This is a genomic window from Chryseobacterium sp. FW101-FHT12H09 (genome assembly GCF_058790395.1).
The window spans coordinates 620,572-643,419 of sequence record NZ_JBYTCP010000005.1; the positions used below are offsets into that span (position 1 = coordinate 620,572).

The window sequence follows — 22,848 nt, forward strand, 5'->3', positions numbered from 1 at the left end:
TAAATCGATTTAAATGATACACAATTTTCAGACCAAAATAGTGTATTTATTTAGGGTAAAAAGTTAATTTAATATTTTTTAACGCATTTGCACCTCTCTTTTATAGATATTATATGGTTGCAAACCTTCTTTTTGAACGATCATCTGCCCTAATTGGGTACATGAATATCTAATAAAGCCATTAGCAATATTAAAATTCCCTTCATTTGTTAAAAAATACAAAATTCTTGTAAAAGGATATTTCATTTCCCGTAAACCTGCAGCATCCGCAGTATATAATTTTCCGTTATTTTCTACAGGTAAAATTTTAACCATATCTCTTAATTGTTCAGAAGTCTTATCATAAGGACGACTAAATGTATTGAGTCCAATTACTCCAATTTTGTCGGGATACTTGTTCAACTGCTCAATAATATTTTCACTACCTGGAATAATAGAAAATTTCAGATCCTTAGGTTGTTTCTTTAATTTCTGAGCAACAAAATTCAGATTACTGGAATTCACACCATCAAAAATAAACTCTTTACTTTCGGAGAGAAGACCTTTTTGAACTTCATCCATTGAGATACTGGTCTTCGCAGAATTTTTCGGAACTACAAAAACAACTGCATCTGCAGCGAATCTGGCAGGAAGAAATTTAGAACCAACCTGCTCCTTATAGGCTTTAAGTTCTTCAGAACTAAGATCTCTTGACATGACAGCAACTCTGGCTTTATCATTTAATAAATCCAAAAAGCCTAAATCTTCTTTCTTTGTAACGATTTTTATATGTGCTTCAGGATAGTTGATCATATAGCCATCAGCTAATGCTTCTGTAACACTTTTAAAGGATTCATCTGTAAGAATCGTAAGATCTCCTTTATAATAGGAAGGAGACTTATCCTCTTTTTTACAACTTACAGCAATAACGCTTAAAACAAAAAGCATTATAACTTTTATACTATTCTTCATTTCCTGAATTTTTTATTCTTGAAACCGCTCTATAAATTCTAAAGATTCCGTATAGGATCATAACGCCTCCAAGAGGATACGCTACAGTAGGCTCTAAAATAATAAAGAAGAATTTGTAAAAAATAACTACAATTCCTAAGACAATATAAAACAATCCTGTAACTAGGGATAACCAATTGAACATCATACAACAAAAATACCAAAAAAAATAAAAAGAGAAGCATATGCTTCTCTTTTTTAATTATTATTTAAAGATAAAAATTACCCTTCAAAATTCATTGTCAATGGTAATCTGAAACGGTAACGTACAGATTGTCCATTAATTTTAGCAGGACTCCATTTATTCTTAATAGATTTAATGGTTCTTACTGCCTCAGAATTAAAGTCTGAATTTTTACCAGTTGCTTTAACGTCTGTAATACTTCCATCTCTTTCAACTACGAAAGTTACTTCAGCTTTTACAGCTCCTTCATCTCCATTCATCGCAGAACCATCAAAGTTACTAGACACTTTATTTCTAAATGCGTTAATACCTCCTGGGAATTCTGCAGTTTGCTCTACCTCGGTATAAACCTGAGTATCACTAACTTTCACTTCAGCAGTTGAAGTTTTTGTCCCTGTAGATGGCGGTGGCGGTGGTGGTGTGTAAGCCGGAGCTTTTACCCCCTCCTGATTATTTAAACCAGTCGTCGTTTCTAACTGCTTAGAAATTGGCGGTGGTGGAGTTTCAATCTTTGGAGCTTTTACAGGCTCCGGAACTACGTTCTGGATCACCTCAATTTTCTCCTCTTTTGGAGGTGGAGGTGGTGGAGGTGGTTCTTCTTCTTTTGGCTGCTCAATAATTTTATCTTCCTGAAGAATTTCTACCAAATCAGCTTTAACTTCTTGCTTTTCCGGTGCTGTAAGTCTTTTAATAGTAAGATAAATAAAAGGAGACAAAGCCGCAACTAGGAATAATGCCGTTCCAACAATAAAAGATTTTGTCAGAAGTCTTGGATACTGATGTCTCAGATCATAGGCACCATATTCCTTGTTTCTATTTTCAAATACAATCTCGTCTAAAGTAAGATTCTGACCGTATACATTTTCATCTGCCATAGATTTACAATTTTATGGTTAAATTACTTTGTAGCTGGTGTAGCCGCAGCTCCATTATTCCCAACTTTCTTGTTATAAATAGCTTGCTCCCAAGGCTTCACATCGGTAACTCCGTACTGCTCGCTTTTGGTAATAGCCATTTCATCAAGAATATCAACAAAGTTCTTATATACAGCATCGTCTGTCGGCTTGATAATTACAGTAAATTTAGTTTTATCTGCCGCTTGTGCTTTTGCTTGCTCAATTACTTTTCTAACACCTTCTCTATCAAAAGTAGTTTCATTAAGATTCTGATCAGTTAAAGATGTATTATCTTGCTGATGCCAAAAAATCCTATTGTTCTTACCTAATAATAAAGAAATTGAGTTAGAAAGTTTAATTTCAGTTGGAGGTGGTTTTTTGTCTTTTTCTTTCGGTTTTGCCGGAAGACCCAAATCCATAACGTTAGGTTTACTAAACGTGGTTGTGAACATAAAGAAGGTAATCAATAGAAAACCCAAGTCCACCATTGGAGTCATATCGACTCTGGTACTCTGTTTCTTGGAACGTACCTTGCCGCCTTTGGCGCCTTTTTCCTGTACTTGTACTTCTGCCATTTCTAGTGATATTAAGGTTTACCTTCTTGTGATGTAATCAACCAAAATTTAAGAAAATCGATATCTCTTAAACCTTCAAATAGGCTTTTAACTTTAGGATATTGAGTTGTAACGTCTCCTTTGATCGCTAATTTGTAATCAGGATTTACGCTCAAACTTTGTTGTACCCAGTCTACTAACTGCTTATTTGTACTGTCCATAGGAATCCCGGTAGGACTCTTAAAACTTTTCTGCTCCTCATCTGACAAATCAAGATAGCTTTTAAGTTGGTTCATAGGAACCCCAATTGCTTGTACTTTTTGAAATGCAGCTTTTTCGTTGTTGTCAAAACTAATTCCATATTTTTGACCCATTTTATCTAAAAGCTGTAATCTCTCTGATGCGTTCTCAACAGGCTGGAAATAAAATTTTCCATCCGGAGTAGCGTTGATAGTCATTAAACTAGCATCAGGAAGTAACTTCTCTGATATTGAAGATGGCGGTTTAATCTGCTCCACGTCAGGTTTTTTAAACTGAGTGGTCAATATAAAGAATGTAAGTAGTAGGAACGCAACGTCACACATTGCGGTCATGTCCGTTACTACTCCATGTCTTTTTGGTTTGACTCTCGCCATTATTTTTATTATTTTTAATTAAACTTCTTTTATTGCTAATGCAAATAGCTTGCTAAAAATTCTTAGTTGAATTCCGCGAAAGATTGTTGGATGCTCATAGCGATCTCATCGATCTTGTAAGTTAATCCATCAATTTTAGATGTAAAGAAGTTATAAAGGATAATAGCGATAGCTGAAGTACCAATACCTAATGCCGTGTTGATCAAGGCTTCAGAGATACCTGTAGAAAGTGCAGCAGCATCTGGAGTACCACCACCTGAACCTAATGCGAAGAATGCTTTGATCATCCCGATTACAGTTCCTAAAAGTGCTACTAACGTTGCAACAGTACCTAAAGTAGAAAGAATCATCATGTTCTTTTCTAACATTGGCATTTCAAGAGTTGTAGCCTCTTCGATAGCTTTATTAAGAGCTACCATTTTTTGCTCTTTGTTTAAAGTCGTGTCATGAGATAAAGCTTTGTAAGTCGTAAGACCTTCTTTAACTACATTACCTACAGATCCTTGTTGTCTGTCGCACTCTTCTAAAGCTTCATCAATTTTGTTTTGATTTAATAAACTTCTTACTTGAACTACGAAGCTATCTAAGTTTCCTTTTCCAGCTGCTTTACCAAGAACGAAGTATCTTTCAAAAGAGAAAACGATTACAGTGATCATGAAAGTAATCAAGATTGGTACGATAACCCCTCCTTTGTAGATAATACCTAAAAACGACTCTGGGTGAATGTCTTTTCCTTCAACACTTGAAAAAGCTACAGATCCACTCCCTAGTTTATCTGCATCTTTGAAGTTACCAGGACTCCCTAATACGAATAAATAAATACAAACTCCTATAACGAATAAAATAGGAATAATAATAGCCGGGTTTAAACCTCCTGCTTTTCTAGCAATTACTTGCTCATCATTTTTTGAAACATTCATTTCCATATTTAACTAAATTATATTGTTTTAAAATTTTATCAAGTTGTAAATTAAAGGCAAAATTAATTAAAATACAAGAGTCTTAAATAAACATTTTGCTTTTTTTTGATAACGAAATATTATTACGATTTCGATATTTCAATTATTTTCTTTTTTTTTATTGATATTCTCCAATATTTAAAAATACTTTAAAAATTTGAAAAAATTAACCCCTCATTTTTTCAAATTTACCAATGTTAATTTTTTTTTAAATTACAATATTCACAATTCTGTGAGGGACAACAATGATTTTTTTAGGGGTTTTTCCTTCCAAAATTTGTTGCATTTTGGGATCGCTAATCACCAAATCTTCAACCTCTTTGGCCGATAATTGAGCAGATAGGGATATTTTGAACCTCATTTTACCATTTACGCTTACAGGATACTGAATTTCATCTTCTACTAAATAAGATTCATTCAATTCCGGGAATTTCTCAAACTCTATAGATGTATTATTTCCTAACAGACTCCACAGCTCTTCACAAATATGAGGAGCATAAGGAGAGATGATAACGGCTAAGGGTTCAAGAATATTGCGTTTGTTGCATTTTATTTTTTGTAATTCATTTACAGCAATCATAAATGAGGATACAGAAGTATTGAAAGAGAAGTTTTCGATATCGAAAACAACCTTCTTTATTAAGGTATGTAATATTTTATATTCAGCTTTTGTAGGTTCTTCATCAGAAACTTCAAATACATCACCATTAAAATATAGGTTCCAGAATTTTTTAAGGAAACCATATACTCCACTTAGCCCTTGTGTATTCCATGGCTTTGATTGTTCTAACGGACCTAAAAACATTTCATACAATCTTAATCCGTCTGCTCCGTATTCATTACAGATATCATCGGGATTTACCACATTGTATTTTGACTTAGACATTTTTTCTACTTCACGATCCACAATGTATTTTCCATCTTCTAAAATAAATTCTGCCTCTGCATAATCTGGTCTCCATTGTTTGAACGCTTCAGTATCCAATTCGTCAGACGTACCTTTTAATAAAGAAACATCAACATGGATCTTCTGAGTCTTATATTCATTTGATAGAGCTTTTGAAACATATTGGTTGGTTCCCTCTATTCTATACACAAATGCACTCATCCCCAAAATCATTCCTTGATTGATCAATTTTTGAAATGGTTCATCCTGATTGATATATCCTCTGTCTTTTAAGAACATATTCCAGAAACGGGAATATAGTAAGTGTCCGGTCGCATGTTCGCTTCCTCCTATATATAGGTCTACCTGTCCCCAATAGTCTGTTAATTCCTTTTTAGCAAAACCTTCTTCATTATGAGGATCCATATATCTTAAGAAATACCATGAGCTTCCCGCCCAACCTGGCATTGTAGATAATTCCAGTGGAAAAACAGTTCCATCATCTATCAGATCTGTAGCTACTACTTTTTGATTTGCTTCATCCCACGCAAAAAATTTCGCGTTTCCTAATGGTGGATCTCCATCTTCAGTTGGCAAATATTTTTCAACTTCAGGAAGTTCTAAAGGTAAAGCAGAAACTGGCAAAGTATATGGCATTCCATCCTTATAATATATAGGAACCGGTTCACCCCAATAACGCTGTCTTGAGAATATAGCATCACGCTGTCTGTAATTTGTGGTTCCATGACCAATATTGCGATTTTCAACTTCAGCAATTATTTTTGCTTTAGCCTCCTCGTAACCTAATCCGTTTAGAAAATCTGAGTTTACGCAAGTACTCGTTTTAGAATCAAAAGATTTTTCCTGAATATCTTCATCGGTTTCAACAACCTTTTTAATTTCTAAATTAAATTTCTTAGCGAATCTGTGATCGCGCTCATCGTGAGCTGGAACAGCCATTACCGCTCCTGTACCATAACCCATCAATACATAATCTGAAATGTAGATCGGCATTTTTTCATTGCTGAACGGATTGACCGCATAACTTCCGGTAAAAGCACCACTCACGTTTTTAACGTCAGCCATTCTGTCTCGCTCCGTTTTTTTAGAAGTTTCTTCAATATAAGTATCTACTTCTGCTTTTTGAGCTTCTGTAGTAATAGCATCTACTAAAGGATTTTCAGGAGCCAACACCATGAATGTTGCTCCATATATAGTATCCGGCCTTGTTGTGAAGACCTCGATAATTTCGTTATGATTTTCAACGTTAAATTTTACCTGAGCTCCCTGAGACTTTCCGATCCAATATTCCTGAGAATCTTTCAACGGTTGTGGCCAGTCTAAAGTTTTCAGACCTTGAAGCAATCTTTCAGAATATGCAGAAATTCTCATACTCCACTGCATCATTTTTTTCTGAAACACTGGAAAACCTCCTCTTTCAGACTTACCATCTTTTACTTCATCGTTAGCAAGTACTGTTCCTAATGCAGGACACCAGTTTACAGTCGTTTCTGCTCTGTAAGATAAACGGTAATTTAACAAAGTATCTTCCTTATCTATATCAGAAGCATTTTTCCATTCTTCTGCTGTGAAGTTTAACTCTTCATTTTGATTGGCATTTAAACCTTCCGTTCCTTTTTCTTCAAAATGCTGAATTAAAGTTTCGATAGATTCTGCCTTGTCTGTATTTTTATTATACCAGGAATGATATAATTCAATAAAGATCCATTGTGTCCATTTATAATAAGAAGCATCTGAAGTTCTCACTTCTCTACTCCAATCGAAGGAAAAACCAATTTTTCTTAACTGCTCTTCATATCGCGTAATATTCTGCTCAGTAGTAATTGCAGGATGTTGTCCCGTTTGAATAGCATATTGTTCAGCTGGAAGTCCAAAACTGTCATAACCAACGGGGTGAAGTACATTAAAACCTTGATGTCTTTTATATCTCGCATAGATATCAGATGCGATGTATCCTAGAGGATGCCCAACATGAAGTCCTGCTCCGGATGGGTACGGAAACATATCGAGAACATAAAATTTGGGTTTATCTGTTGTATCGGAAGTCTTATAGGTCTGTTTTTCTTCCCAGTATTTCTGCCACTTTTTTTCTATCTGCTGATGATCGTAAAACACTTATGTATAGATTTTATTTAAAATTATTTTCAAAAAATTTGAAGAATTACAAAAATAAAGATTTTAAAAGAAATAGAACTTTAATTTTTAATTAATTAGCATGCTTTAACTAAACTAAAAGATCCCATCCGAAGATGAGATCTGTCTATTTAATATGTAAAGTCTTATATATTACTGAGGAATTCTCTTGAATGTAATAGTTTTAGACTTGTATACATTAGGATCTGTAGCATCTTCGATCGTAAGATTCATTGTACTTTCATTGAGCGTAGTTACTTTTCCTTTATCCGGAACTACAGTTCCCTGATATTTAATCTCTATTCTGTTATCACTTGTACTGTAGGTATATGTAAAATTCTTTTCAGAGACTGTACTACATATTGCTGGATTTCCTATTTCATCTTTATCTGTTCTTTTTCCAGTACTCCCCTCATTGAACAGCCATCTTGAATCTTTTTGGCATGTTGTGTAGGCAATTTCGTCTGATACTCCAGCCCCATTTACAGGAACAGTTGTTACCACCTCTTTTAATGGTTGCCAAAGTCCGTTAATTGGAAATAGCTGCTGTGGATCATCATCTTTACACCCGGTTGCTACTAATAATGATAAACCTGCAAATAGTAATGCTAATTTCTTCATATATCAAATTTTTCAAGGCCTAAAATTATGATTTTTTTTAAATACTCTGTCATTTTTTTTAGGTTTTGCAATTATAATTTTCATTTTCTTAAAATTCCTTCAATAAAACAGATATTTTAAAACCTTATATTTGCAGAAAAACACGCATGCCCCAAGTTTCGATAATTACTCCATGTTATAATTCTGCCAGGTTTTTGGAAGAAACGATACATTCTGTAATGAGCCAAACATTTACAGATTGGGAGTGGTTGATCACAGATGATAAATCTGCTGATAACTCTGTGGAAATTATTCGGAAGATCAGTGATCCAAGAATAAAACTATCTGTTGCCGGAAAAAATGGTGGTGCCGGACATGCAAGAAATCTTTCTTTACAAAAAGCAAATGGTAGATATATTACTTTTTTAGATGCTGACGATTTCTGGGAACCCAATTTTTTAGAAGAAATGGTTAATTTTATGAAACGTGAAAATGCTGAAATTGCCTATTCAAATTATGCCAGATGTAACGAAGAACTAATTCCCCAAATTGAAGACTTCAAAGCTGACAAAGAGGTTACATTTGATAATCTATTAAAAACATGCCGCCTGTCTTTATTATCTTCAATGTATGATTCCCAGAGAGTAGGAAAAGAATACTTCCCGGAAGGCAGCAAACGTGAAGATCACGTAATGTGGCTGAATTTACTTAAAAAAATCCCTGTAGGAAAACCTCTTCCTAAAACTATGGCAAAATACAGAATGCATTCAACAAGCGTTTCGAGAAAAAAACAACATATTATAAAAGATCAATATCTGGTATACAAAGACTTTATGAAATTTTCTACATTAAAATCATTATACTATACCGCCAACTGGGCTTTAAATGGATTTATGAAATATTCTAAAATTTTCAACTAATGGAATATTCAAAAGAATTCAAAACGGCATTGAGTAATTTTTCTTCTATAGAAAAAGACCGTCTTATTTTCAGACTCCTTAAAAAGGATAAGCTTTTATCTAAGAAATTATATTTCGAGCTTATTGACACTGAAACAACAGATCAGAAAAGAGACCAAATGGAAGAATTAATTGAAGAAAAAGTTCTTTCCGCATCTAAACATCTGAGCAATCCAAAATATTTCCTCGTTCTCATCCGCAAATTAAGTGCAGAAATTACGGAACATATAAAAGTGACCACGGATAAATTTGGTGAAGTATCTCTTCATTTATTTCTGATCAATAAAATTTTAGATCATAATGATAAGTTAAGCCATCAAAGATTCGACAATGTTTACAAGTTATATCTTTATCTGATCAATAAATTGATAAAAGCTCTGCTCACCATAAAAAAACTGGATGAAGATTATTGGATCGAATTTGATGAATTATTAGAAGAATTGGAAACTAAGATCCTTAAAAATAATTATTTACAAAAGCTTTGTATCAATAATAGTTTTGATTTTAATTGGTTAAAATCCGATGGAATCCCCGAAAACTTAGATCTGATTATAAAAGGAATAAAAAGCCAGGGCTTTTTAAAATGATTTGATTTTTTCTATAATAAGTGCTGAAGATTCTGGTTTATCATCTACAAATTTCCTGGCATTACCTGACATTTCTTCAATTACCTCATCGTTATTAAGAAGAAAAAGAATAAAATCGGCAGCTAAAGCTTCACTTGAGAAGGCTTTCCCTCCATTTGCAGACATTAATTCATCTGCTTCAGGGTTTTTCTTGTAGTGATCCCCAAACACGACAGGGACCCCGTACGTTGCTGCTTCAAGAATATTATGTAATCCGGCATCATGAAACCCCCCTCCTACGACTGCAATATCAGCATAGGAATATAATTTAGACAGTAAACCAATGCTATCTATAATTAGGAGTTGTTGATTCTTAATTAACGATTGGTCATTAGTTATTTCACTATACAATAAGGAATCTGGAAAACTTTGTTTTAAATTATGAACTCTTTTTAAATCATGGGGAGCAATAATAATTTTAACACTCCTATTCATCCCCGTAATTAACTCTGCAATTTTTTCTTCAGCATGCCATGAACTTCCAAAAACAATTGTCTTGTCTTTTCCTTTGAAGTCTTTAATATAATCTACATGATGATCAACGTTTCTCAATTGCTTCACTCTATCAAATCGGGTATCACCTGTTATAGAAGATTTTACCAATCCTACATTTTTAGCTAAAGCATACGAAAACCCCGTTTGGTGAAAAAACCAATCGACATTATTCTGCAATTCCTTTACAAACCATTTTCCGTAGGATGTAAAGAAAGACTGCCTTTCATAAAACAATGCTGAAATCACAAATACTTTTACATTTCTGCTTTTCAGCTCTGCAAAGAGATTATACCAATAGTCATATTTTACCGTAAAAAATAGTTTAACATTAAACTGTGAGACAAACTCTTTTATAACTTTCTTTCTATCAAAGGGTAAATAACAAACAACATCTGCAATATGTTTCTTTTTAACCACGTTTTCATAACCAGAGGGAGAAAAAAAAGTAATCAGAATTTTATGATCTGAAAATTCTTCTTTTAATTTTTCTAAAACAGGAAGTCCTTGTTCATATTCCCCTAAACTCGCAGCATGCATCCAAATAACTTTATCGCTTGGAGAAAAGCTGGATTTAACAAGTGCTAAAGATTCTTTACGACCTTCAAAACCCTTTTTTGTCTTTTCATTGAACAATGAAAAAAGTCTCATTCCGAAAACGAGTAAATTGACAAATATGTTATAAATAAAAGACATTAGTTATTTTTCAATTTCGGTTCTATCATTGTTAGTTGAGGGGTTAGAGATCACTAAGAACTCAAGATCTTTTGTTGCTTCATTAGCAATATAATGTTGAACTGTAGGTAAGATAGAAATATTTTCTTCTTCTTTTACTAAAACTTTTTCATTGTTGATATAAAACACAGCTTCTCCTCTTAAAATATAGAAGAACTGACTGGCTACCTTGTGGAAGTGTAATTTTTCAGCACTACCAGGAGGCATTTTTTCTTGCTTTACAGAAAGCCCGGGAGTATCTTTCAATACCCAGCTATCACAATTATTTCCCCAGATATAATGTTCGGAATTATCTTTCGAGTTTTTCATTTCTACTTTTTTTGAGCATGATAAATATATTAAACCCTAAAGCAATAAACAATAATCCCAGAAACACAAAAATCATATTACTTAATGTCCTGATCTTCTCTTCAGCCACCCACACACTCTCTACAACAGTATCTCCCATTAATAATAAAAATGGAATTAAGATACTGTAAGCAAATATTTGTATTGATTTCTTGTTACGAAAACCATCAGGAACATGAACCATCGGAGAATTTGGGTTTCTTGTAACTCCAACAAGAATAAAAAAGACAAATGTAGAAATAGAAGGGGCAACCCATATCATTTTTTTATGATCATACCCATTTATATTTCCCTGAGCATCAAAATGAGTGGGAATAATATCTGGCAGTCCTGCATATTTCATTCCGGTAAAAACCCAAATTGAAATAAGTAAAATAATGCTGACAATTAATAAACACTTTGAAATCATTTCCTTTACTTACTAAAGAACACTTTTTATGACCCTCAATTTGTGGGTATGTTTATTCATTTCTTTATTAAAAATCCCTGTAGAATCCAGGATATCAATTCTTACTTTTCCTGAAGCGTGAATAATTTTCTGATTCTCCAGCATAATTCCAACATGGATAATTTTTCCTTCGGGGTTTTCAAAAAAGGCTAAGTCTCCCGGCTGACTTTCTTCAACGAACGTTAGCGGTTCTCCTACTTCCGCCTGTTGATAAGTATCTCTAGGAAGTCTTATATCGTGAATCTTATAAACCAATTGGGTAAAACCAGAACAATCTACTGCAAAGAAACTCTTTCCGCCCCATAAGTAAGGAACATTAATGAATTCTCTTGCTGTTAATGCAATACTTTCACGAATGTCATGACTTCTTCGGGATGCTACTGCAGAAAATTCAACTTCTGAACCCATGGAAAGTAATGTTTTCCCATCATTCATTAACACTGAAGCAAAGTCCTCAGTAATTAAAGTTACCTTTCTTTTAGCAAGCTCTTCGTCTGAAACAGATCTTATTTGTTTAGTATCCATCCATCCTTCATACCCATCATAGTGCATCTTTATTTTGGTCCAGTTTTTATCTACTTCCAAAATATCAGCACTTTCACCAAACAATATCTCTGTAACAATTTCTGCTTTATCCGAGTTTTCTGCACGAACAGGAGCTACAGTAACAATACAAATTCCTTTACTCATTAAGTTTATATTAAAAGATTGAATGATTCAAAGATTAAAGAATTAGATTCTCCAAAACCCTTGAATTTATTTTCTTCTCAGAAAATTTACGCCATCACGCAAAGGTAAAATAAGATTTTCAAAATCTTCATCTTTTGCAATCAAATCATTAAGTTCCTTAATTACCTGTGTTGATCTTTGTTTTGGATTCTCTTCCAATACTTTTCCGTACCAAAGAACATTGTCAAATAATATTACAGAACCAGATTTTGTATGCGGTTTAATTAATCTAAAATATTCAGCATAATTATCTTTATCCGCATCAATGAAAACCAAATCAAAAACTTCTTCAGTTTCTTTTAAAAAATCTTTGGCATCCTGAAGTCTAAAATATATCTGCTCTGAATATTCACTTTCTGAAAAATATTTCTGGGGAAGATAAGCAAGATCTTCATTCACATCTAAAGTCGTAATTTTTCCATCTTTAGACAAGCCTGTAGCTAAGCAAAGGGTTGCATAACCTGTAAAAGTTCCTATTTCAAGAACATTTTTAGGCTGCATCATTTTGGAAATAATAGTCAAAAGCCTTCCCTGCTGATAGCCGGAGATCATGTGAGGCTGCGTTGTTTTCTGGAAAGTTTCTCTCCTTAATTTTTTTAAAATTTCAGGTTCTGAAGAAGCATGTGCTTCCAAATATCTGTCCATTTCAGCGTTCTTTTCTTCAAAAAAACTCATGTTACCAATTTTTGTTATTCAAATTTAGCTAAATAAAAGAAAAAAATACCTCAATCCGCAACAAAAGATATGATAAAAATAGGGAAACCCTCATTATAAATACCGTAAAAACCCGGATGGTTTCGCCGACAATACATGGTATCTTTGCTAAGCGATAACGACACCAAATATTATATTATATATACCATGGAAACAGAAGTAAGTAAAGTTAAACAAAAGAGAAGAGTTACAGGATCTCTCGAAAATGTATCTTCTTCTGGAGAAAAGACACGCAAATTATCCGATTCATTTTTTAAGCGAATTATTTCATTATTGAAAAGAGAAGAACTAGTTTGATTAAAAGAATAAATCCCGAATTTCTTCGGGATTTATTTATTATTATAGTTTTTGAATTATTTCTTAGGCGTAATATCCATTAGTTTCATAAACTCATCAAGTTTAGGCATAATGATAATTTCTGTTCTTCTGTTTTCAGCTCTTCCGGAAACGCTCATATTTGTTGCCTTAGGATTGTATTCTGAACGTCCTCCCGCAGTAATTCTTGAAGGGTCAACACCAAACTGAGTTTGTAGTATTTTAGCAACAGCAGTACCTCTCAATGCAGAAAGATCCCAGTTATCTCTTGGTAAATTCGCTGAACTTAAAGGAGCATTATCTGTGTTACCTTCGATCAATACAGAATATTTATCGTAATCGTTGATTACTTTCGCTACTTTACCTAACACCTCCTGAGCTGCAGGTAAGATATTGTAATCTCCGGTTTTATATAACATTTTATCAGATAGAGAAATCATAACAACTCCTTTCAATACTTTTATCTGAACATCTTCATCCGTCACATTATCCAATGATCTTTTCAGTTTATTAGACAATGCTAAGTTCAAGCTATCGTTTTTAGCATTATTTGAAATCAATTGCTTGATATAAGAGTTGGAAGCATTAATCTCACCTACTAATTTATCAATATTTGCAGAACTTTTTCCTGTATTAGACAAACAAGCATCTAAAGATGACTTTAGGGCATCGTGTTGACTTTTCAGTAAATTATTCTCGCCAGATAATGCAGAGTTCTGAGATTTCAGATCCTGAATCTCTCTTTGTCTTTCTCCGATGTTTTCAATACATTGCTTATAGTTAGAACTTAATGCATCATACTGCTTTTTGCTGACACAAGATGTCATTCCCAACGCCATTGCAGAAACTGCTAAAATTTTTAATATCTTCATAAATAATCTTTTTTAGACGAATCAAAGTTAGAAAATTCAATTGAATTATATGAATTATCTTTGCACAAAAGAAATTCTCAACATCTATGTTGAAAAAATTAAGTATTAAAGATCAGCTAGAAAATCTCGTTAACCTACCAGAAAAACACACCTATCTTTTAGCGGTAAGTGGTGGTGCTGATTCTATGGTTCTAGTGTCACTTTTCCACAACTTGGGGCTCGACTTTGAGGTCGCCCATATTAACTATAAACTTCGGGGTGAGGATTCTGATTTGGATCAAAAAGTTGTACAAGATTTTTGTGAGAAAAATCATATTAAATTTCATTTGTATGAAGTTTCAGAGAAAGATAACAAACCAGAAAATTCTATTCAACTTTGGGCCAGAGAAATCAGATATCATTTTTTTAAACTAATTCAGGAAAAAGAAAATCTAGACTTTCTCGTAACAGCGCATCATTTAAATGATCAGCTGGAAACCTTCATTATCAATCTTTCAAAAGCATCCGGAATTACTGGGTTGAGTGGAATTCCTGCAAACGACAATAAAATACTGCGACCACTCTTAAGCTTTTCCAAACAAGAGATCTATGCTTTTGCAAAAGATAATAATATTCAATACAGAGAAGATGCTTCCAATAAAAAAAGTGATTATCTAAGAAATAAGATCAGAAATGAAATTGTTCCGAAACTTATGGAAACAAATGATCATTTTTTAGAAAATTTCAAGAAAACATCTTCTTATTTAAATCAAACTAAAGATTTTGTTCAGAAACAAATTCAGGAAATTGAAAATAACCTTTTAATATTTAACAAAGACCATAAAATACTATCAAAAGAAAAGCTAAATCAGGAAAGTGATTTTGTAAAGTTTGAGATTCTGAAGAAATATGGCTTTAATCAGGAAGAGGAAATTAAAAAAATTTTTAATGCCGAAACCGGAAGTTCTTTTTTTTCCAGTAATTACCAGTTGGTTGTCAATAGGAATGAATTAATTATTATTAATCAAACCGATGAAAAAGAAAATGAAGAGGAAATTATTCTGATGGAAAAATTCAATTCCAATACAACAGATATTAACATAGATCTTAACGACTTTATCCCTCCAGGTACTGATATTGAAAAAAGTTTCCGATGGTGTTTTGATGCAGAACAGATCGAGTTTCCATTAGTTTTGCGAAAAAAACAGGAAGGCGATTTATTTTATCCATTATACTTTTCGGGAAAAAAGAAAGTTTCCAAGTTTTTTAAGGATGAAAAATTATCTATTTTAGCGAAGCAAAAAATTTGGGTATTAGCAGACGGCAATAAAAATGTATTAGGCGTTATTCCTTACAGACAAGACAGACGATTTGTATGTACTGAAAAAACAAAATATACCCTCAACCTTTTTAACTAAAAGTAAAAATGAAAAGTAAATTTAAAGCATGGCTGTTATTAGCTTTGGTATTCTTATTTTCAGGACTCAACGCACAGATCAAAAATCCTGTAAAATTTAAATTCACAGTCAATGATCTAGGAAATAATCAATATGAAGCAGTACTGAATGCTACTATGGAAAGCGGCTGGCATATTTACTCCAGAGACATTCCTGAGGATACAGGAATTCCTACGGAGTATAAAGTTTCGGGGAAAAACATAGAATTGATTGGAAAATTTCAAGAGGTTGGAAAAAAGCACGAGGAATTTTCAGAGGCTTTTGGCGGTACCATTGTTTTTTATTCAAACTCTGCAGGTTTTAAACAAAAATTCAAACTTAAAGATCCTACAAAACCAGCTGACGTAACTTCAGAGATCACCTATCAAACTTGTGATGATAGAGTTTGTCTTGCTCCCAATACATTAGAATTTAATCAAAAAGTAACCCCAAAAGGAGTTACTGAAGAAGTAATTCCTGAAACCACCACAGAAGCTGCAAAAGATTCTGCGAAAACTGCAGTAACGGTTGTAGAAAATCCTGCAAAGGGTGATGTTACTGTTACAGAAGCATCACATTTAGACCCTAAACAATTAAAAATAGAAACACTAGATTTCAAAAAACCTTTAACTGATTGTGGCACTAAATCTTCAAAGGTTGACGAAAACTATTGGACTTATCTGTTTTTAGGGTTTATTGGGGGCTTAATCGCCTTGTTAACACCATGTGTTTTCCCAATGATTCCTTTAACGGTTTCCTTCTTTACAAAGGGAAACAAGAACAAAGCAAAAGGTAAAAGAGATGCCCTTATTTATGGATTTTTTATTTTATTAATATTTGTTCTGTTAAGTCTTCCTTTCCATTTAATTAATGGAATCGCTGGAAATATTTTCAATGAAATTTCTACGAGCGTTTGGCTAAATGTAGCCTTCTTCATTATATTTATTTTCTTCGCAGGAAGTTTCTTTGGATATTATGACATTACATTACCAAGCTCAATAGCCAACAAATCTTCTAAAGCTGAAGAAGCAGGAGGAATTATCGGAATCTTCTTCATGGCTTTAACACTGGTTATCGTTTCATTCTCTTGTACCGGACCAATTTTAGGAAGTTTATTAGGAAGTGCTGTTACAGGTTCTACGAATGTACCCATGTTATTAACTTTTGCACTAGCAGGATTTGGATTAGCTTGGGCAATTATTTTTGGACTTTTAGCATTATTCCCACAAGCATTACAAAGCCTTCCAAAATCAGGAGGCTGGATGAATACAGTAAAGGTCTTTTTAGGTTTCGTAGAATTAGCTTTAGCTTTAAAATTCTTATCCAAAGCAGATTTGGTTTCTAAAACATTCTTCCTAAAAAGAGAACTATTTATCGTTATCTGGATTATCATTACTATAGGTCTTACCCTATATTTATTTGGACTGATCAGATTCCCTCACGATGACAAAAAACCTAAGATCTCTATTACAAGAAAAATATTGGGAGCACTAGGTGTTGGATTTGTCATCTATTTAATTCAAGGGTTAATTCCTTCAGAACGTCCAAAGCTTCAATTATTGAGTGGAATCTTGCCACCATTGAATGTTAGTTATTTCCATGACGAAAAAGACGGGATCCTGGGAATGCATCCTGAACATGATTTCTTTAGTGCTGTGGAACTAGCTAAGAAAGAAAATAAACCGATCTTGATCGACTTTACAGGTTACGGTTGTGAAAACTGTAGAAAGATGGAAGAATTTGTTTGGAGCGAACCAGACATTTTGCCAATCCTTCAAAATGATGTTGTTCTTGCCTCTCTTTATGTAGACGACAAGGAAGAGCTTCCGGAAGATCAAAAAACTAAAATTGATCTTGGAGAAGGGCAAATTAAAAAAGTAAAAACAATTGGTGACCGATGGAGTTTGTTCCAACAAGTGAATTTTAATAATAACTCACAACCACATTACGTATTGGTTACACCAGACGGAAAAGTAATCAATTCACCCGTATCCGGCTACATGCCAAAAGAGGATTTCAAAAAATTCCTTGAATGCGGAGTTAATTATTACAAACAGAATAAATAGTTTTAAACTTAAAATAATGCAGCCTTACCAATCTCTTTGGTAAGGCTTTTTTAATGCATTGATTTTAACAACATTTAAGTATAAATATTCAATAAAACAATTAAATTATTATCACTTTACTTAATTAGGTATAAACTTTGCATAGATTTCCTCAAATAAAGAAAAACACTTCATTCTTTATTAAAAACCGTTTAACATTTAAAAATTGTATTATGGCTGAAGTTATCGCACAAGAAAAATCAGGAAGCAAGCAACGGAAAAAATTAATCCGTATTGACATGACTCCAATGGTAGATTTAGGTTTTTTATTAATTACCTTTTTTATGTTCACTACCAATTTTACGAAACCGAATGTAATGGATCTGGGATTGCCTGCAAAGGATCACACTCCCAACCCTATACCTCCACCAATAGATATTGACACCCAAAATCAAATAACATTTATTATCGGGAAAGATAACAGAGTGTTTTACCACCAAGAGGCAAAAGAAGATTTAAACACCAACAATTTAAAGGAGACAAACTTCAGTGGAGTAAATATCTCAAAAGTAATTTCAGAAGCTTATAAAAAAGCTCCTAAAAAAGAAATCTTTACTATCATTGTAAAACCTACAGACGATTCCAATTATAAGAACTTTGTAGATATGTTAGACAATATTGCTATTTCTAAAAAGGAACGATACGGCGTTACAGATATCAAGCCTTGGGAGAAAAAAGTCTACGAAGAATTAACAAAATAAAAAAAGAAAGAGCATTTTAAAAATGCTCTTTTTTATTTACTTTTGAGCATATAATTTTATTCTTCGATGAAAAACATTTTAATCGCCGCTGCAATTGCCACTTTATTCGTTTCATGTTCAAAAAAAGAAATGCAATCAACATCAAGTCAAGTGGACAGCATAAAAATTGTTGATTCTATCAATGCTGCAAGAACAAAAATAAATGACAGCATTAGAAGTACAAATTATTTTAAAGATTTTAACGGAGATCACAAATTCACCCACAACCTTATTAAAAAATCGGGTTCTGTAAATTTCAAAAAGACAGAAGGAGAAAAGGATCACTACAAAGTTCTTGGGGATATAAAATCAGGAAAAGATTATGTACATATTCAAGGTTATATGAAAATTGTTTCTGAGAAACATATGAATTTTACAGGAAGTATATCACAAAGTATTTCTGAAAATGAGAACGGAAAAATAGACATAAGACAGGGTACAAAAACTTTCCTATCCAAAGATGGTGGAAAAACCTGGAGACTCCAGGACATGGTAAACGGCTCAGGATTTGTAGACTATATCGATATTCACTTTTAATTTTTGAACGCATGCTAAACTTTGAGAAAACAGGAAATGGAAAAGAGACATTAGTTTTACTTCATGGCTTTATGGAAAATCTTTCCATTTGGAGTGATGTTGAGTCTCATCTATCAAAAAACTTCACTCTTCTAAAAATAGATCTGCCTGGTCATGGGAAATCTGAAATTTTAGCCGATGTTCATACCATGGAACTTATGGCTGAAGAAGTAAAAAAAGTCTTAGTTGATCAAAAACTTGACAAAGTTCATTTATTAGGACACTCCATGGGAGGTTATACTTCATTAGCATTTGCTGAAAAATACCCCGAATCACTAAAAAGTTTAACTTTATTTTTCTCCACCTACTTTGCTGACGATGAGGAAAAGAAAAAACAACGTATAAAAAGTTACCGAATTATTCAGGAAGCATTTCCAAATTATGCCAGAGCGGGAATCCCCAATTTATTCAATCCAAATGAAAGAGATACGCTTGAAGGAAAAATAGAAACAGCTTTAGAGGTTGCCCTTTCTACCAATAACCTTGGGGCTTTAGCATGTGTAAAAGGTATGGTTGCACGAACAGATAAAAAACACGTCATAGAAAATCTCGAAGCGAAAATTCTGGTTCTGTCAGGAAAACATGACAATGCGGTAAAAACAGAAACCACCATTAGCAATCTTCCTGACAGAACAAATATAAAATCTTACGTTTTAGATTGCGGACATAACGGACACTGGGAAAAACCAAATATTTGTGCCGAAATTATCAACACAGAACTGCTTCATAATATGCCGAAAAATTTAGTTTTATAAAATTTAGTATATGAAAATCTGGATACTCTCATTCATCTTTATTGTATTTCTCAACTGCAACAAAGAAGCTGCAGAAGCGAAGAGTATTCCAAAGGATTCAATTCAATTAATTGAAAACACCAAAAAGGACAATATAAAAACACCAGAAAATAAATCTGGCATCTTTACTTTCACCACTGAACTTTGCAATAACACCGGGTATTATGACAAGACCAAATATACGAAAGAAGAACTGGAAGGAACCTACAAGTTATATTTTGAACTTAATGGTTTATTACTAGATTCACCGCACGTTTTTGGACTCGAAGCGCTCCGGGAGACCAGAAGAAATAAAGATCAGATATTGCAAAAATTGGAGAAAGATTTTACTGAGAAGAAAAAGCTAATTGAAAACCTGAAAATTGTAAATATCCCGTATTGGCAGAATATGAAGAGGCAAAAATATCAGGAACTGCTCCAATACTATGAAAGGCAAAAAATTCAGATCATGGCCTATTCTGATCCATCGATTTTACTCAGCACCAAAACATCTCAAAAGTGCAGCCGTTTTGTAAAAGCTCTGAATTCGGATGACACCCAAATGGTTGAAGTATGGAGAAAGCTAAGAGAAGAGATGAGTAAAAGGAATGGAAACCCTCAAGAAGTTATGAATGAGTTTGAGAACCATCTCAATTCAGTCGACAAAAAAGACTATGCGATCATAGATCTGATTGTTTTTGGCTGGGGAAACTGCGTTAATAACGAAATTGAAAGGCCTAACTATGATGAAAAAATGAATGACCAATTTTATGCTCTCTTTATAAAAATGGATTCTGAATGCGATGAACCCTAATCCAGCCTTATTAAAATTTCTTGTATCTTAGTAAAGATTAATTTTCTCAATGAGTTTATTCTCTTTCAAAAAAAAGGACCCCATTATCGGCTTGACACTTTCTGGCGGAGGCATGCGTGGAATTGCTCACATTGCTGTTTTAAAAGCACTAGAAGAGTATAATTTAAAACCACAAATTATTTCCGGAACCAGTGCAGGTTCTATTGTTGGAGCATTCTATTCTTTCGGGAAAACACCCGATGAAATGATGGAAATCGTAAAGAGTACAACTTTTTTTTCAAGGTCCTATTTAAAGCTTTCTAAAAATGGGATTTTCAGCTCAAATTTTATTTTAAAACTCCTTACTGATTACTTTCCCGAAGATGATTTCAAGATTTTAAAAATCCCTGTCTATGTTGCTGCAACAGAAATGACACATGGAATTGTAGATTTCTTCTCGGAAGGCCCACTATTCCAACCTCTGTTAGCCTCTTCCAGTGTTCCTTTTGTTCTTCCTCCTGTAAGAATGGGTGAAAAAATATATGTAGATGGTGGCGTTTTAGATAACTTACCTATTGAACCTATTATTGATAAATGTGATTTCTTAATTGCATCTCATGTTAATTCGATCAGTTATGATGAATTAAAAAAAATGAGCTTAATGAAAGAGTTTGATAGAATTTTGCATTTAGCAATTGCAAAATCCGTTTATTCTAAAGTGAGTTCCTGCGATATCTTCTTAGATCCGCCCAAAATGACAAAATTTAGTTTATTCCACAAGAAAAATCTGGATGAAATGTTCCAACAGGTCTACGAATACACCTGTAAAGAATTGGAGAGCAAGGGGTATACAAAAATTTAAAAACCCTTTTTCTCTCTTTATGACTTCTTAAATCTAAACGATTTTACCTTCTTACAAATTCTCTTCTGCCACTCTGGTTTTAAAGGTCTCGAGGGTATCAGGTAAAGATTCATTTGATTTTCCACCTGCCGCATTGATATGACCACCGCCATTGAAATACTTTCTTGAAAACTGATTCACATCCACATCATCTTTACTTCGGAAAGATATTTTTATGAAATCCTCGTACAAATCTTCCATAAAAAATGCAGACATTTTAACGCCAACGATACTTAGTCCATAATTAACAAAACCTTCAGTATCTCCTTTTTGGAAACCATATTCCTGAAGCTCTTTTCTTGTCAGATACAAAACCGCTACTGTGCCATCATTTACCACTTCTATCCTTCCCAGAATTAAAGCAAGTAAGTGTAATCGGGAGACAGTGTTGGTATCCCAGGTATTAGAAGTAATAACAGAAGGATCAGCACCCTTTTCAATTAGATTAGCAATAATACGGTGCGTTGTAGCACTCGTGGAACGAAAACGAAATCCTCCGGTATCTGTCATAATTCCGGTATAAAGACATTCTGCAATATCTTTATTCACTAAATCTTCATCACCCATTGCTTCAATGAAATGATAGATCATTTGTGAAGTGGCAGGAATAATCGTATCAGAATACACATAATCAAATGCTTCAGGCTGCTGATGATGGTCGATAAGGATTTTTTTTGCAGTAGATTTTACAAGCCAATCTCCTAAAATTCCAATTCTTGAAGGTGAATTGAAATCCAAACAGAAAATTACATCAGCCTCATTAATCAGATCAAAAGCAATCTTTCTCTTATATTCAGCGACAATATTTTTCCTCGCCTCAGGCATCCATTTCAGAAACTTAGGAAAATCATTTGGCACAAGCACTTCAGCTACAATTCCTTTAGCATTCAAATAATGTTTTAAACCTAAACTGGAACCGATAGCATCACCATCAGGATTATAATGGGTAAGAATAACTATTTTATTTTCAGGAGTAAGTAGTGTATTAATTTTTAAAAGTTCCGCTGGTGTAAACATCTTTATGTTCTTTAAATTTGAGTCTCCAAAGATAGAGCTTTTAAATAAATCATTAAGCATTAATTTAAGCAACATAGATGCTCTATTTACAATCAACCATATTAATATGACACAAAAAACATTTGAAATTATTTCAAAAAAAAGTAATATAAATTTGTAACTTCTAAAAAAATATATATCTTTGCAACCTGAAAAATAAATAGATAATTACGATTTAAATATATAGTAATGAGTAAAAGAACATTCCAGCCATCAGAAAGAAAAAGAAGAAACAAACACGGTTTCAGAGAAAGAATGTCAACGCCAAACGGTAGAAGAGTTTTGGCTGCAAGAAGAGCTAAAGGCAGAAAGAGTTTAACGATCAGTGCTGCACGCGCTAAGAGATAATCTCAAAATTATCATATACAAATCATGCTTGAAAAGAAGTTTTTC

Annotated in this window: 25 protein-coding genes; 10 read left to right on the forward strand and 15 right to left on the reverse strand. The window is 33.4% G+C overall.

What is annotated here, in order from left to right; translation table 11 throughout:
• Window positions 1–78 precede the first annotated feature (78 nt).
• The 8 genes from AC3WRL_RS21855 to AC3WRL_RS21890 all read right to left on the reverse strand — a co-directional run bounded on the left by AC3WRL_RS21855 (window position 79) and on the right by AC3WRL_RS21890 (window position 7,879).
• Window positions 79–951 carry a PstS family phosphate ABC transporter substrate-binding protein gene (locus tag AC3WRL_RS21855; protein WP_214827528.1) on the reverse strand — a complete coding sequence of 291 codons (873 nt, stop codon included), beginning with the start codon at window positions 949–951 and terminating at the stop codon, window positions 79–81.
• Window positions 941–1,138: a DUF308 domain-containing protein gene (locus tag AC3WRL_RS21860; protein ID WP_373428030.1), complete on the reverse strand. Its 198-nt coding sequence runs from the start codon at window positions 1,136–1,138 to the stop codon at window positions 941–943. The genes AC3WRL_RS21855 and AC3WRL_RS21860 overlap by 11 nt, the downstream gene beginning before the upstream one ends.
• Before the next feature lie 74 nt (window positions 1,139–1,212).
• Window positions 1,213–2,049, reverse strand: a complete 837-nt coding sequence (locus AC3WRL_RS21865) for an energy transducer TonB (protein ID WP_214827525.1) — start codon at window positions 2,047–2,049, stop codon at window positions 1,213–1,215.
• A gap of 23 nt (window positions 2,050–2,072) precedes the next feature.
• The gene (locus tag AC3WRL_RS21870; protein ID WP_261510032.1) at window positions 2,073–2,645 is read right to left on the reverse strand and encodes an ExbD/TolR family protein; all 573 of its coding nucleotides are present in this window, start codon (window positions 2,643–2,645) and stop codon (window positions 2,073–2,075) included.
• An 11-nt stretch (window positions 2,646–2,656) separates the two neighbouring features.
• Entirely contained in the window at window positions 2,657–3,259 is a 603-nt protein-coding gene (locus AC3WRL_RS21875; RefSeq protein WP_214827519.1) for an ExbD/TolR family protein, read from the reverse strand.
• Window positions 3,260–3,321: 62 nt separating this feature from the next.
• A complete protein-coding gene (locus AC3WRL_RS21880; RefSeq protein WP_172280800.1) occupies window positions 3,322–4,185 on the reverse strand; it encodes a MotA/TolQ/ExbB proton channel family protein in 864 nt (287 codons plus the stop codon).
• Window positions 4,186–4,426: 241 nt separating this feature from the next.
• Window positions 4,427–7,240: a leucine--tRNA ligase gene (gene leuS, locus AC3WRL_RS21885; protein ID WP_261510036.1), complete on the reverse strand. Its 2,814-nt coding sequence runs from the start codon at window positions 7,238–7,240 to the stop codon at window positions 4,427–4,429.
• A 171-nt stretch (window positions 7,241–7,411) separates the two neighbouring features.
• Window positions 7,412–7,879 carry a lipocalin-like domain-containing protein gene (locus AC3WRL_RS21890; RefSeq protein ID WP_214827514.1) on the reverse strand — a complete coding sequence of 156 codons (468 nt, stop codon included), beginning with the start codon at window positions 7,877–7,879 and terminating at the stop codon, window positions 7,412–7,414.
• 146 nt (window positions 7,880–8,025) lie between these two features.
• On the opposite strand from AC3WRL_RS21890, the gene AC3WRL_RS21895 reads away from it, so the two are divergent.
• Together AC3WRL_RS21895 and AC3WRL_RS21900 are read left to right on the forward strand one after the other, a co-directional pair.
• A complete protein-coding gene (locus AC3WRL_RS21895) occupies window positions 8,026–8,778 on the forward strand; it encodes a glycosyltransferase family 2 protein (RefSeq protein WP_214827511.1) in 753 nt (250 codons plus the stop codon).
• Window positions 8,778–9,404, forward strand: a complete 627-nt coding sequence (locus AC3WRL_RS21900) for a deoxyuridine 5'-triphosphate nucleotidohydrolase (RefSeq protein WP_261510039.1) — start codon at window positions 8,778–8,780, stop codon at window positions 9,402–9,404. The genes AC3WRL_RS21895 and AC3WRL_RS21900 overlap by 1 nt, the downstream gene beginning before the upstream one ends.
• Here the strand turns inward: AC3WRL_RS21900 and AC3WRL_RS21905 are convergent.
• The 6 genes from AC3WRL_RS21905 to AC3WRL_RS21930 form a co-directional block, all read right to left on the reverse strand.
• On the reverse strand, window positions 9,396–10,631 hold the full coding sequence (locus tag AC3WRL_RS21905; protein ID WP_214827504.1) for a 3-deoxy-D-manno-octulosonic acid transferase: 1,236 nt from the start codon (window positions 10,629–10,631) through the stop codon (window positions 9,396–9,398). The two genes, AC3WRL_RS21900 and AC3WRL_RS21905, sit on opposite strands and share 9 nt — an antisense overlap.
• Before the next feature lie 3 nt (window positions 10,632–10,634).
• Entirely contained in the window at window positions 10,635–10,979 is a 345-nt protein-coding gene (locus tag AC3WRL_RS21910; RefSeq protein ID WP_492331236.1) for a cupin domain-containing protein, read from the reverse strand.
• A complete protein-coding gene (locus tag AC3WRL_RS21915) occupies window positions 10,960–11,427 on the reverse strand; it encodes a DUF1648 domain-containing protein (protein ID WP_214827500.1) in 468 nt (155 codons plus the stop codon). Before AC3WRL_RS21915 ends, AC3WRL_RS21910 begins: the two co-directional genes overlap by 20 nt.
• A gap of 12 nt (window positions 11,428–11,439) precedes the next feature.
• Window positions 11,440–12,156 carry a C40 family peptidase gene (locus tag AC3WRL_RS21920; RefSeq protein WP_492331237.1) on the reverse strand — a complete coding sequence of 239 codons (717 nt, stop codon included), beginning with the start codon at window positions 12,154–12,156 and terminating at the stop codon, window positions 11,440–11,442.
• A gap of 66 nt (window positions 12,157–12,222) precedes the next feature.
• Window positions 12,223–12,870, reverse strand: coding sequence for an O-methyltransferase (locus AC3WRL_RS21925; RefSeq protein ID WP_492331238.1), 648 nt, complete (start codon window positions 12,868–12,870; stop codon window positions 12,223–12,225).
• A gap of 392 nt (window positions 12,871–13,262) precedes the next feature.
• Window positions 13,263–14,096, reverse strand: a complete 834-nt coding sequence (locus tag AC3WRL_RS21930; RefSeq protein WP_214827485.1) for an OmpA family protein — start codon at window positions 14,094–14,096, stop codon at window positions 13,263–13,265.
• An 86-nt stretch (window positions 14,097–14,182) separates the two neighbouring features.
• Here AC3WRL_RS21930 and tilS point away from each other — a divergent pair, with 86 nt between their 5' ends.
• The 7 genes from tilS to AC3WRL_RS21965 all read left to right on the forward strand — a co-directional run bounded on the left by tilS (window position 14,183) and on the right by AC3WRL_RS21965 (window position 21,360).
• Window positions 14,183–15,493: a tRNA lysidine(34) synthetase TilS gene (gene tilS / locus AC3WRL_RS21935; RefSeq protein ID WP_214827482.1), complete on the forward strand. Its 1,311-nt coding sequence runs from the start codon at window positions 14,183–14,185 to the stop codon at window positions 15,491–15,493.
• Window positions 15,494–15,501: 8 nt separating this feature from the next.
• Window positions 15,502–17,577, forward strand: a complete 2,076-nt coding sequence (locus AC3WRL_RS21940) for a protein-disulfide reductase DsbD family protein (RefSeq protein ID WP_492331239.1) — start codon at window positions 15,502–15,504, stop codon at window positions 17,575–17,577.
• 212 nt (window positions 17,578–17,789) lie between these two features.
• Window positions 17,790–18,317 (forward strand): biopolymer transporter ExbD, encoded by a 528-nt coding sequence (locus tag AC3WRL_RS21945; protein WP_214827476.1) that lies wholly within the window; start codon window positions 17,790–17,792, stop codon window positions 18,315–18,317.
• Between the two features lie 66 nt (window positions 18,318–18,383).
• Complete coding sequence (locus tag AC3WRL_RS21950) at window positions 18,384–18,893, forward strand: hypothetical protein (RefSeq protein ID WP_214827473.1); 510 nt, start codon at window positions 18,384–18,386, stop codon at window positions 18,891–18,893.
• Between the two features lie 11 nt (window positions 18,894–18,904).
• Window positions 18,905–19,687: an alpha/beta fold hydrolase gene (locus tag AC3WRL_RS21955; RefSeq protein WP_261510050.1), complete on the forward strand. Its 783-nt coding sequence runs from the start codon at window positions 18,905–18,907 to the stop codon at window positions 19,685–19,687.
• Window positions 19,688–19,697: 10 nt separating this feature from the next.
• Window positions 19,698–20,519 (forward strand): hypothetical protein, encoded by an 822-nt coding sequence (locus tag AC3WRL_RS21960; protein WP_492331240.1) that lies wholly within the window; start codon window positions 19,698–19,700, stop codon window positions 20,517–20,519.
• 49 nt (window positions 20,520–20,568) lie between these two features.
• Window positions 20,569–21,360 carry a patatin-like phospholipase family protein gene (locus AC3WRL_RS21965; protein WP_261510053.1) on the forward strand — a complete coding sequence of 264 codons (792 nt, stop codon included), beginning with the start codon at window positions 20,569–20,571 and terminating at the stop codon, window positions 21,358–21,360.
• 51 nt (window positions 21,361–21,411) lie between these two features.
• Here the strand turns inward: AC3WRL_RS21965 and AC3WRL_RS21970 are convergent, their stop codons facing one another.
• On the reverse strand, window positions 21,412–22,416 hold the full coding sequence (locus AC3WRL_RS21970) for a DHH family phosphoesterase (protein WP_492331241.1): 1,005 nt from the start codon (window positions 22,414–22,416) through the stop codon (window positions 21,412–21,414).
• Window positions 22,417–22,644: 228 nt separating this feature from the next.
• On the opposite strand from AC3WRL_RS21970, the gene rpmH reads away from it, so the two are divergent.
• Window positions 22,645–22,803, forward strand: a complete 159-nt coding sequence (gene rpmH, locus AC3WRL_RS21975) for a 50S ribosomal protein L34 (RefSeq protein WP_034681061.1) — start codon at window positions 22,645–22,647, stop codon at window positions 22,801–22,803.
• Window positions 22,804–22,848 lie beyond the last annotated feature (45 nt).

Bases quoted from the DNA above. Each gene is read 5' to 3' on its own strand.
- AC3WRL_RS21905 (WP_214827504.1), bottom strand. From the start codon at position 10,631: ATGTCTTTTATTTATAACATATTTGTCAATTTACTCGTTTTCGGAATG.
- AC3WRL_RS21880 (WP_172280800.1), bottom strand. From the start codon at position 4,185: ATGGAAATGAATGTTTCAAAAAATGATGAGCAAGTAATTGCTAGAAAA.
- AC3WRL_RS21965 (WP_261510053.1), top strand. From the start codon at position 20,569: ATGAGTTTATTCTCTTTCAAAAAAAAGGACCCCATTATCGGCTTGACA.
- AC3WRL_RS21970 (WP_492331241.1), bottom strand. From the start codon at position 22,416: ATGTTTACACCAGCGGAACTTTTAAAAATTAATACACTACTTACTCCT.
- AC3WRL_RS21960 (WP_492331240.1), top strand. From the start codon at position 19,698: ATGAAAATCTGGATACTCTCATTCATCTTTATTGTATTTCTCAACTGC.
- AC3WRL_RS21915 (WP_214827500.1), bottom strand. From the start codon at position 11,427: ATGATTTCAAAGTGTTTATTAATTGTCAGCATTATTTTACTTATTTCA.
- AC3WRL_RS21890 (WP_214827514.1), bottom strand. From the start codon at position 7,879: ATGAAGAAATTAGCATTACTATTTGCAGGTTTATCATTATTAGTAGCA.
- AC3WRL_RS21875 (WP_214827519.1), bottom strand. From the start codon at position 3,259: ATGGCGAGAGTCAAACCAAAAAGACATGGAGTAGTAACGGACATGACC.
- AC3WRL_RS21945 (WP_214827476.1), top strand. From the start codon at position 17,790: ATGGCTGAAGTTATCGCACAAGAAAAATCAGGAAGCAAGCAACGGAAA.
- AC3WRL_RS21930 (WP_214827485.1), bottom strand. From the start codon at position 14,096: ATGAAGATATTAAAAATTTTAGCAGTTTCTGCAATGGCGTTGGGAATG.
- AC3WRL_RS21900 (WP_261510039.1), top strand. From the start codon at position 8,778: ATGGAATATTCAAAAGAATTCAAAACGGCATTGAGTAATTTTTCTTCT.
- tilS (WP_214827482.1), top strand. From the start codon at position 14,183: ATGTTGAAAAAATTAAGTATTAAAGATCAGCTAGAAAATCTCGTTAAC.
- AC3WRL_RS21895 (WP_214827511.1), top strand. From the start codon at position 8,026: ATGCCCCAAGTTTCGATAATTACTCCATGTTATAATTCTGCCAGGTTT.
- AC3WRL_RS21865 (WP_214827525.1), bottom strand. From the start codon at position 2,049: ATGGCAGATGAAAATGTATACGGTCAGAATCTTACTTTAGACGAGATT.
- AC3WRL_RS21940 (WP_492331239.1), top strand. From the start codon at position 15,502: ATGAAAAGTAAATTTAAAGCATGGCTGTTATTAGCTTTGGTATTCTTA.
- AC3WRL_RS21950 (WP_214827473.1), top strand. From the start codon at position 18,384: ATGAAAAACATTTTAATCGCCGCTGCAATTGCCACTTTATTCGTTTCA.
- AC3WRL_RS21920 (WP_492331237.1), bottom strand. From the start codon at position 12,156: ATGAGTAAAGGAATTTGTATTGTTACTGTAGCTCCTGTTCGTGCAGAA.
- AC3WRL_RS21910 (WP_492331236.1), bottom strand. From the start codon at position 10,979: ATGAAAAACTCGAAAGATAATTCCGAACATTATATCTGGGGAAATAAT.
- AC3WRL_RS21955 (WP_261510050.1), top strand. From the start codon at position 18,905: ATGCTAAACTTTGAGAAAACAGGAAATGGAAAAGAGACATTAGTTTTA.
- rpmH (WP_034681061.1), top strand. From the start codon at position 22,645: ATGAGTAAAAGAACATTCCAGCCATCAGAAAGAAAAAGAAGAAACAAA.
- AC3WRL_RS21860 (WP_373428030.1), bottom strand. From the start codon at position 1,138: ATGATGTTCAATTGGTTATCCCTAGTTACAGGATTGTTTTATATTGTC.
- AC3WRL_RS21925 (WP_492331238.1), bottom strand. From the start codon at position 12,870: ATGAGTTTTTTTGAAGAAAAGAACGCTGAAATGGACAGATATTTGGAA.
- AC3WRL_RS21870 (WP_261510032.1), bottom strand. From the start codon at position 2,645: ATGGCAGAAGTACAAGTACAGGAAAAAGGCGCCAAAGGCGGCAAGGTA.
- AC3WRL_RS21855 (WP_214827528.1), bottom strand. From the start codon at position 951: ATGAAGAATAGTATAAAAGTTATAATGCTTTTTGTTTTAAGCGTTATT.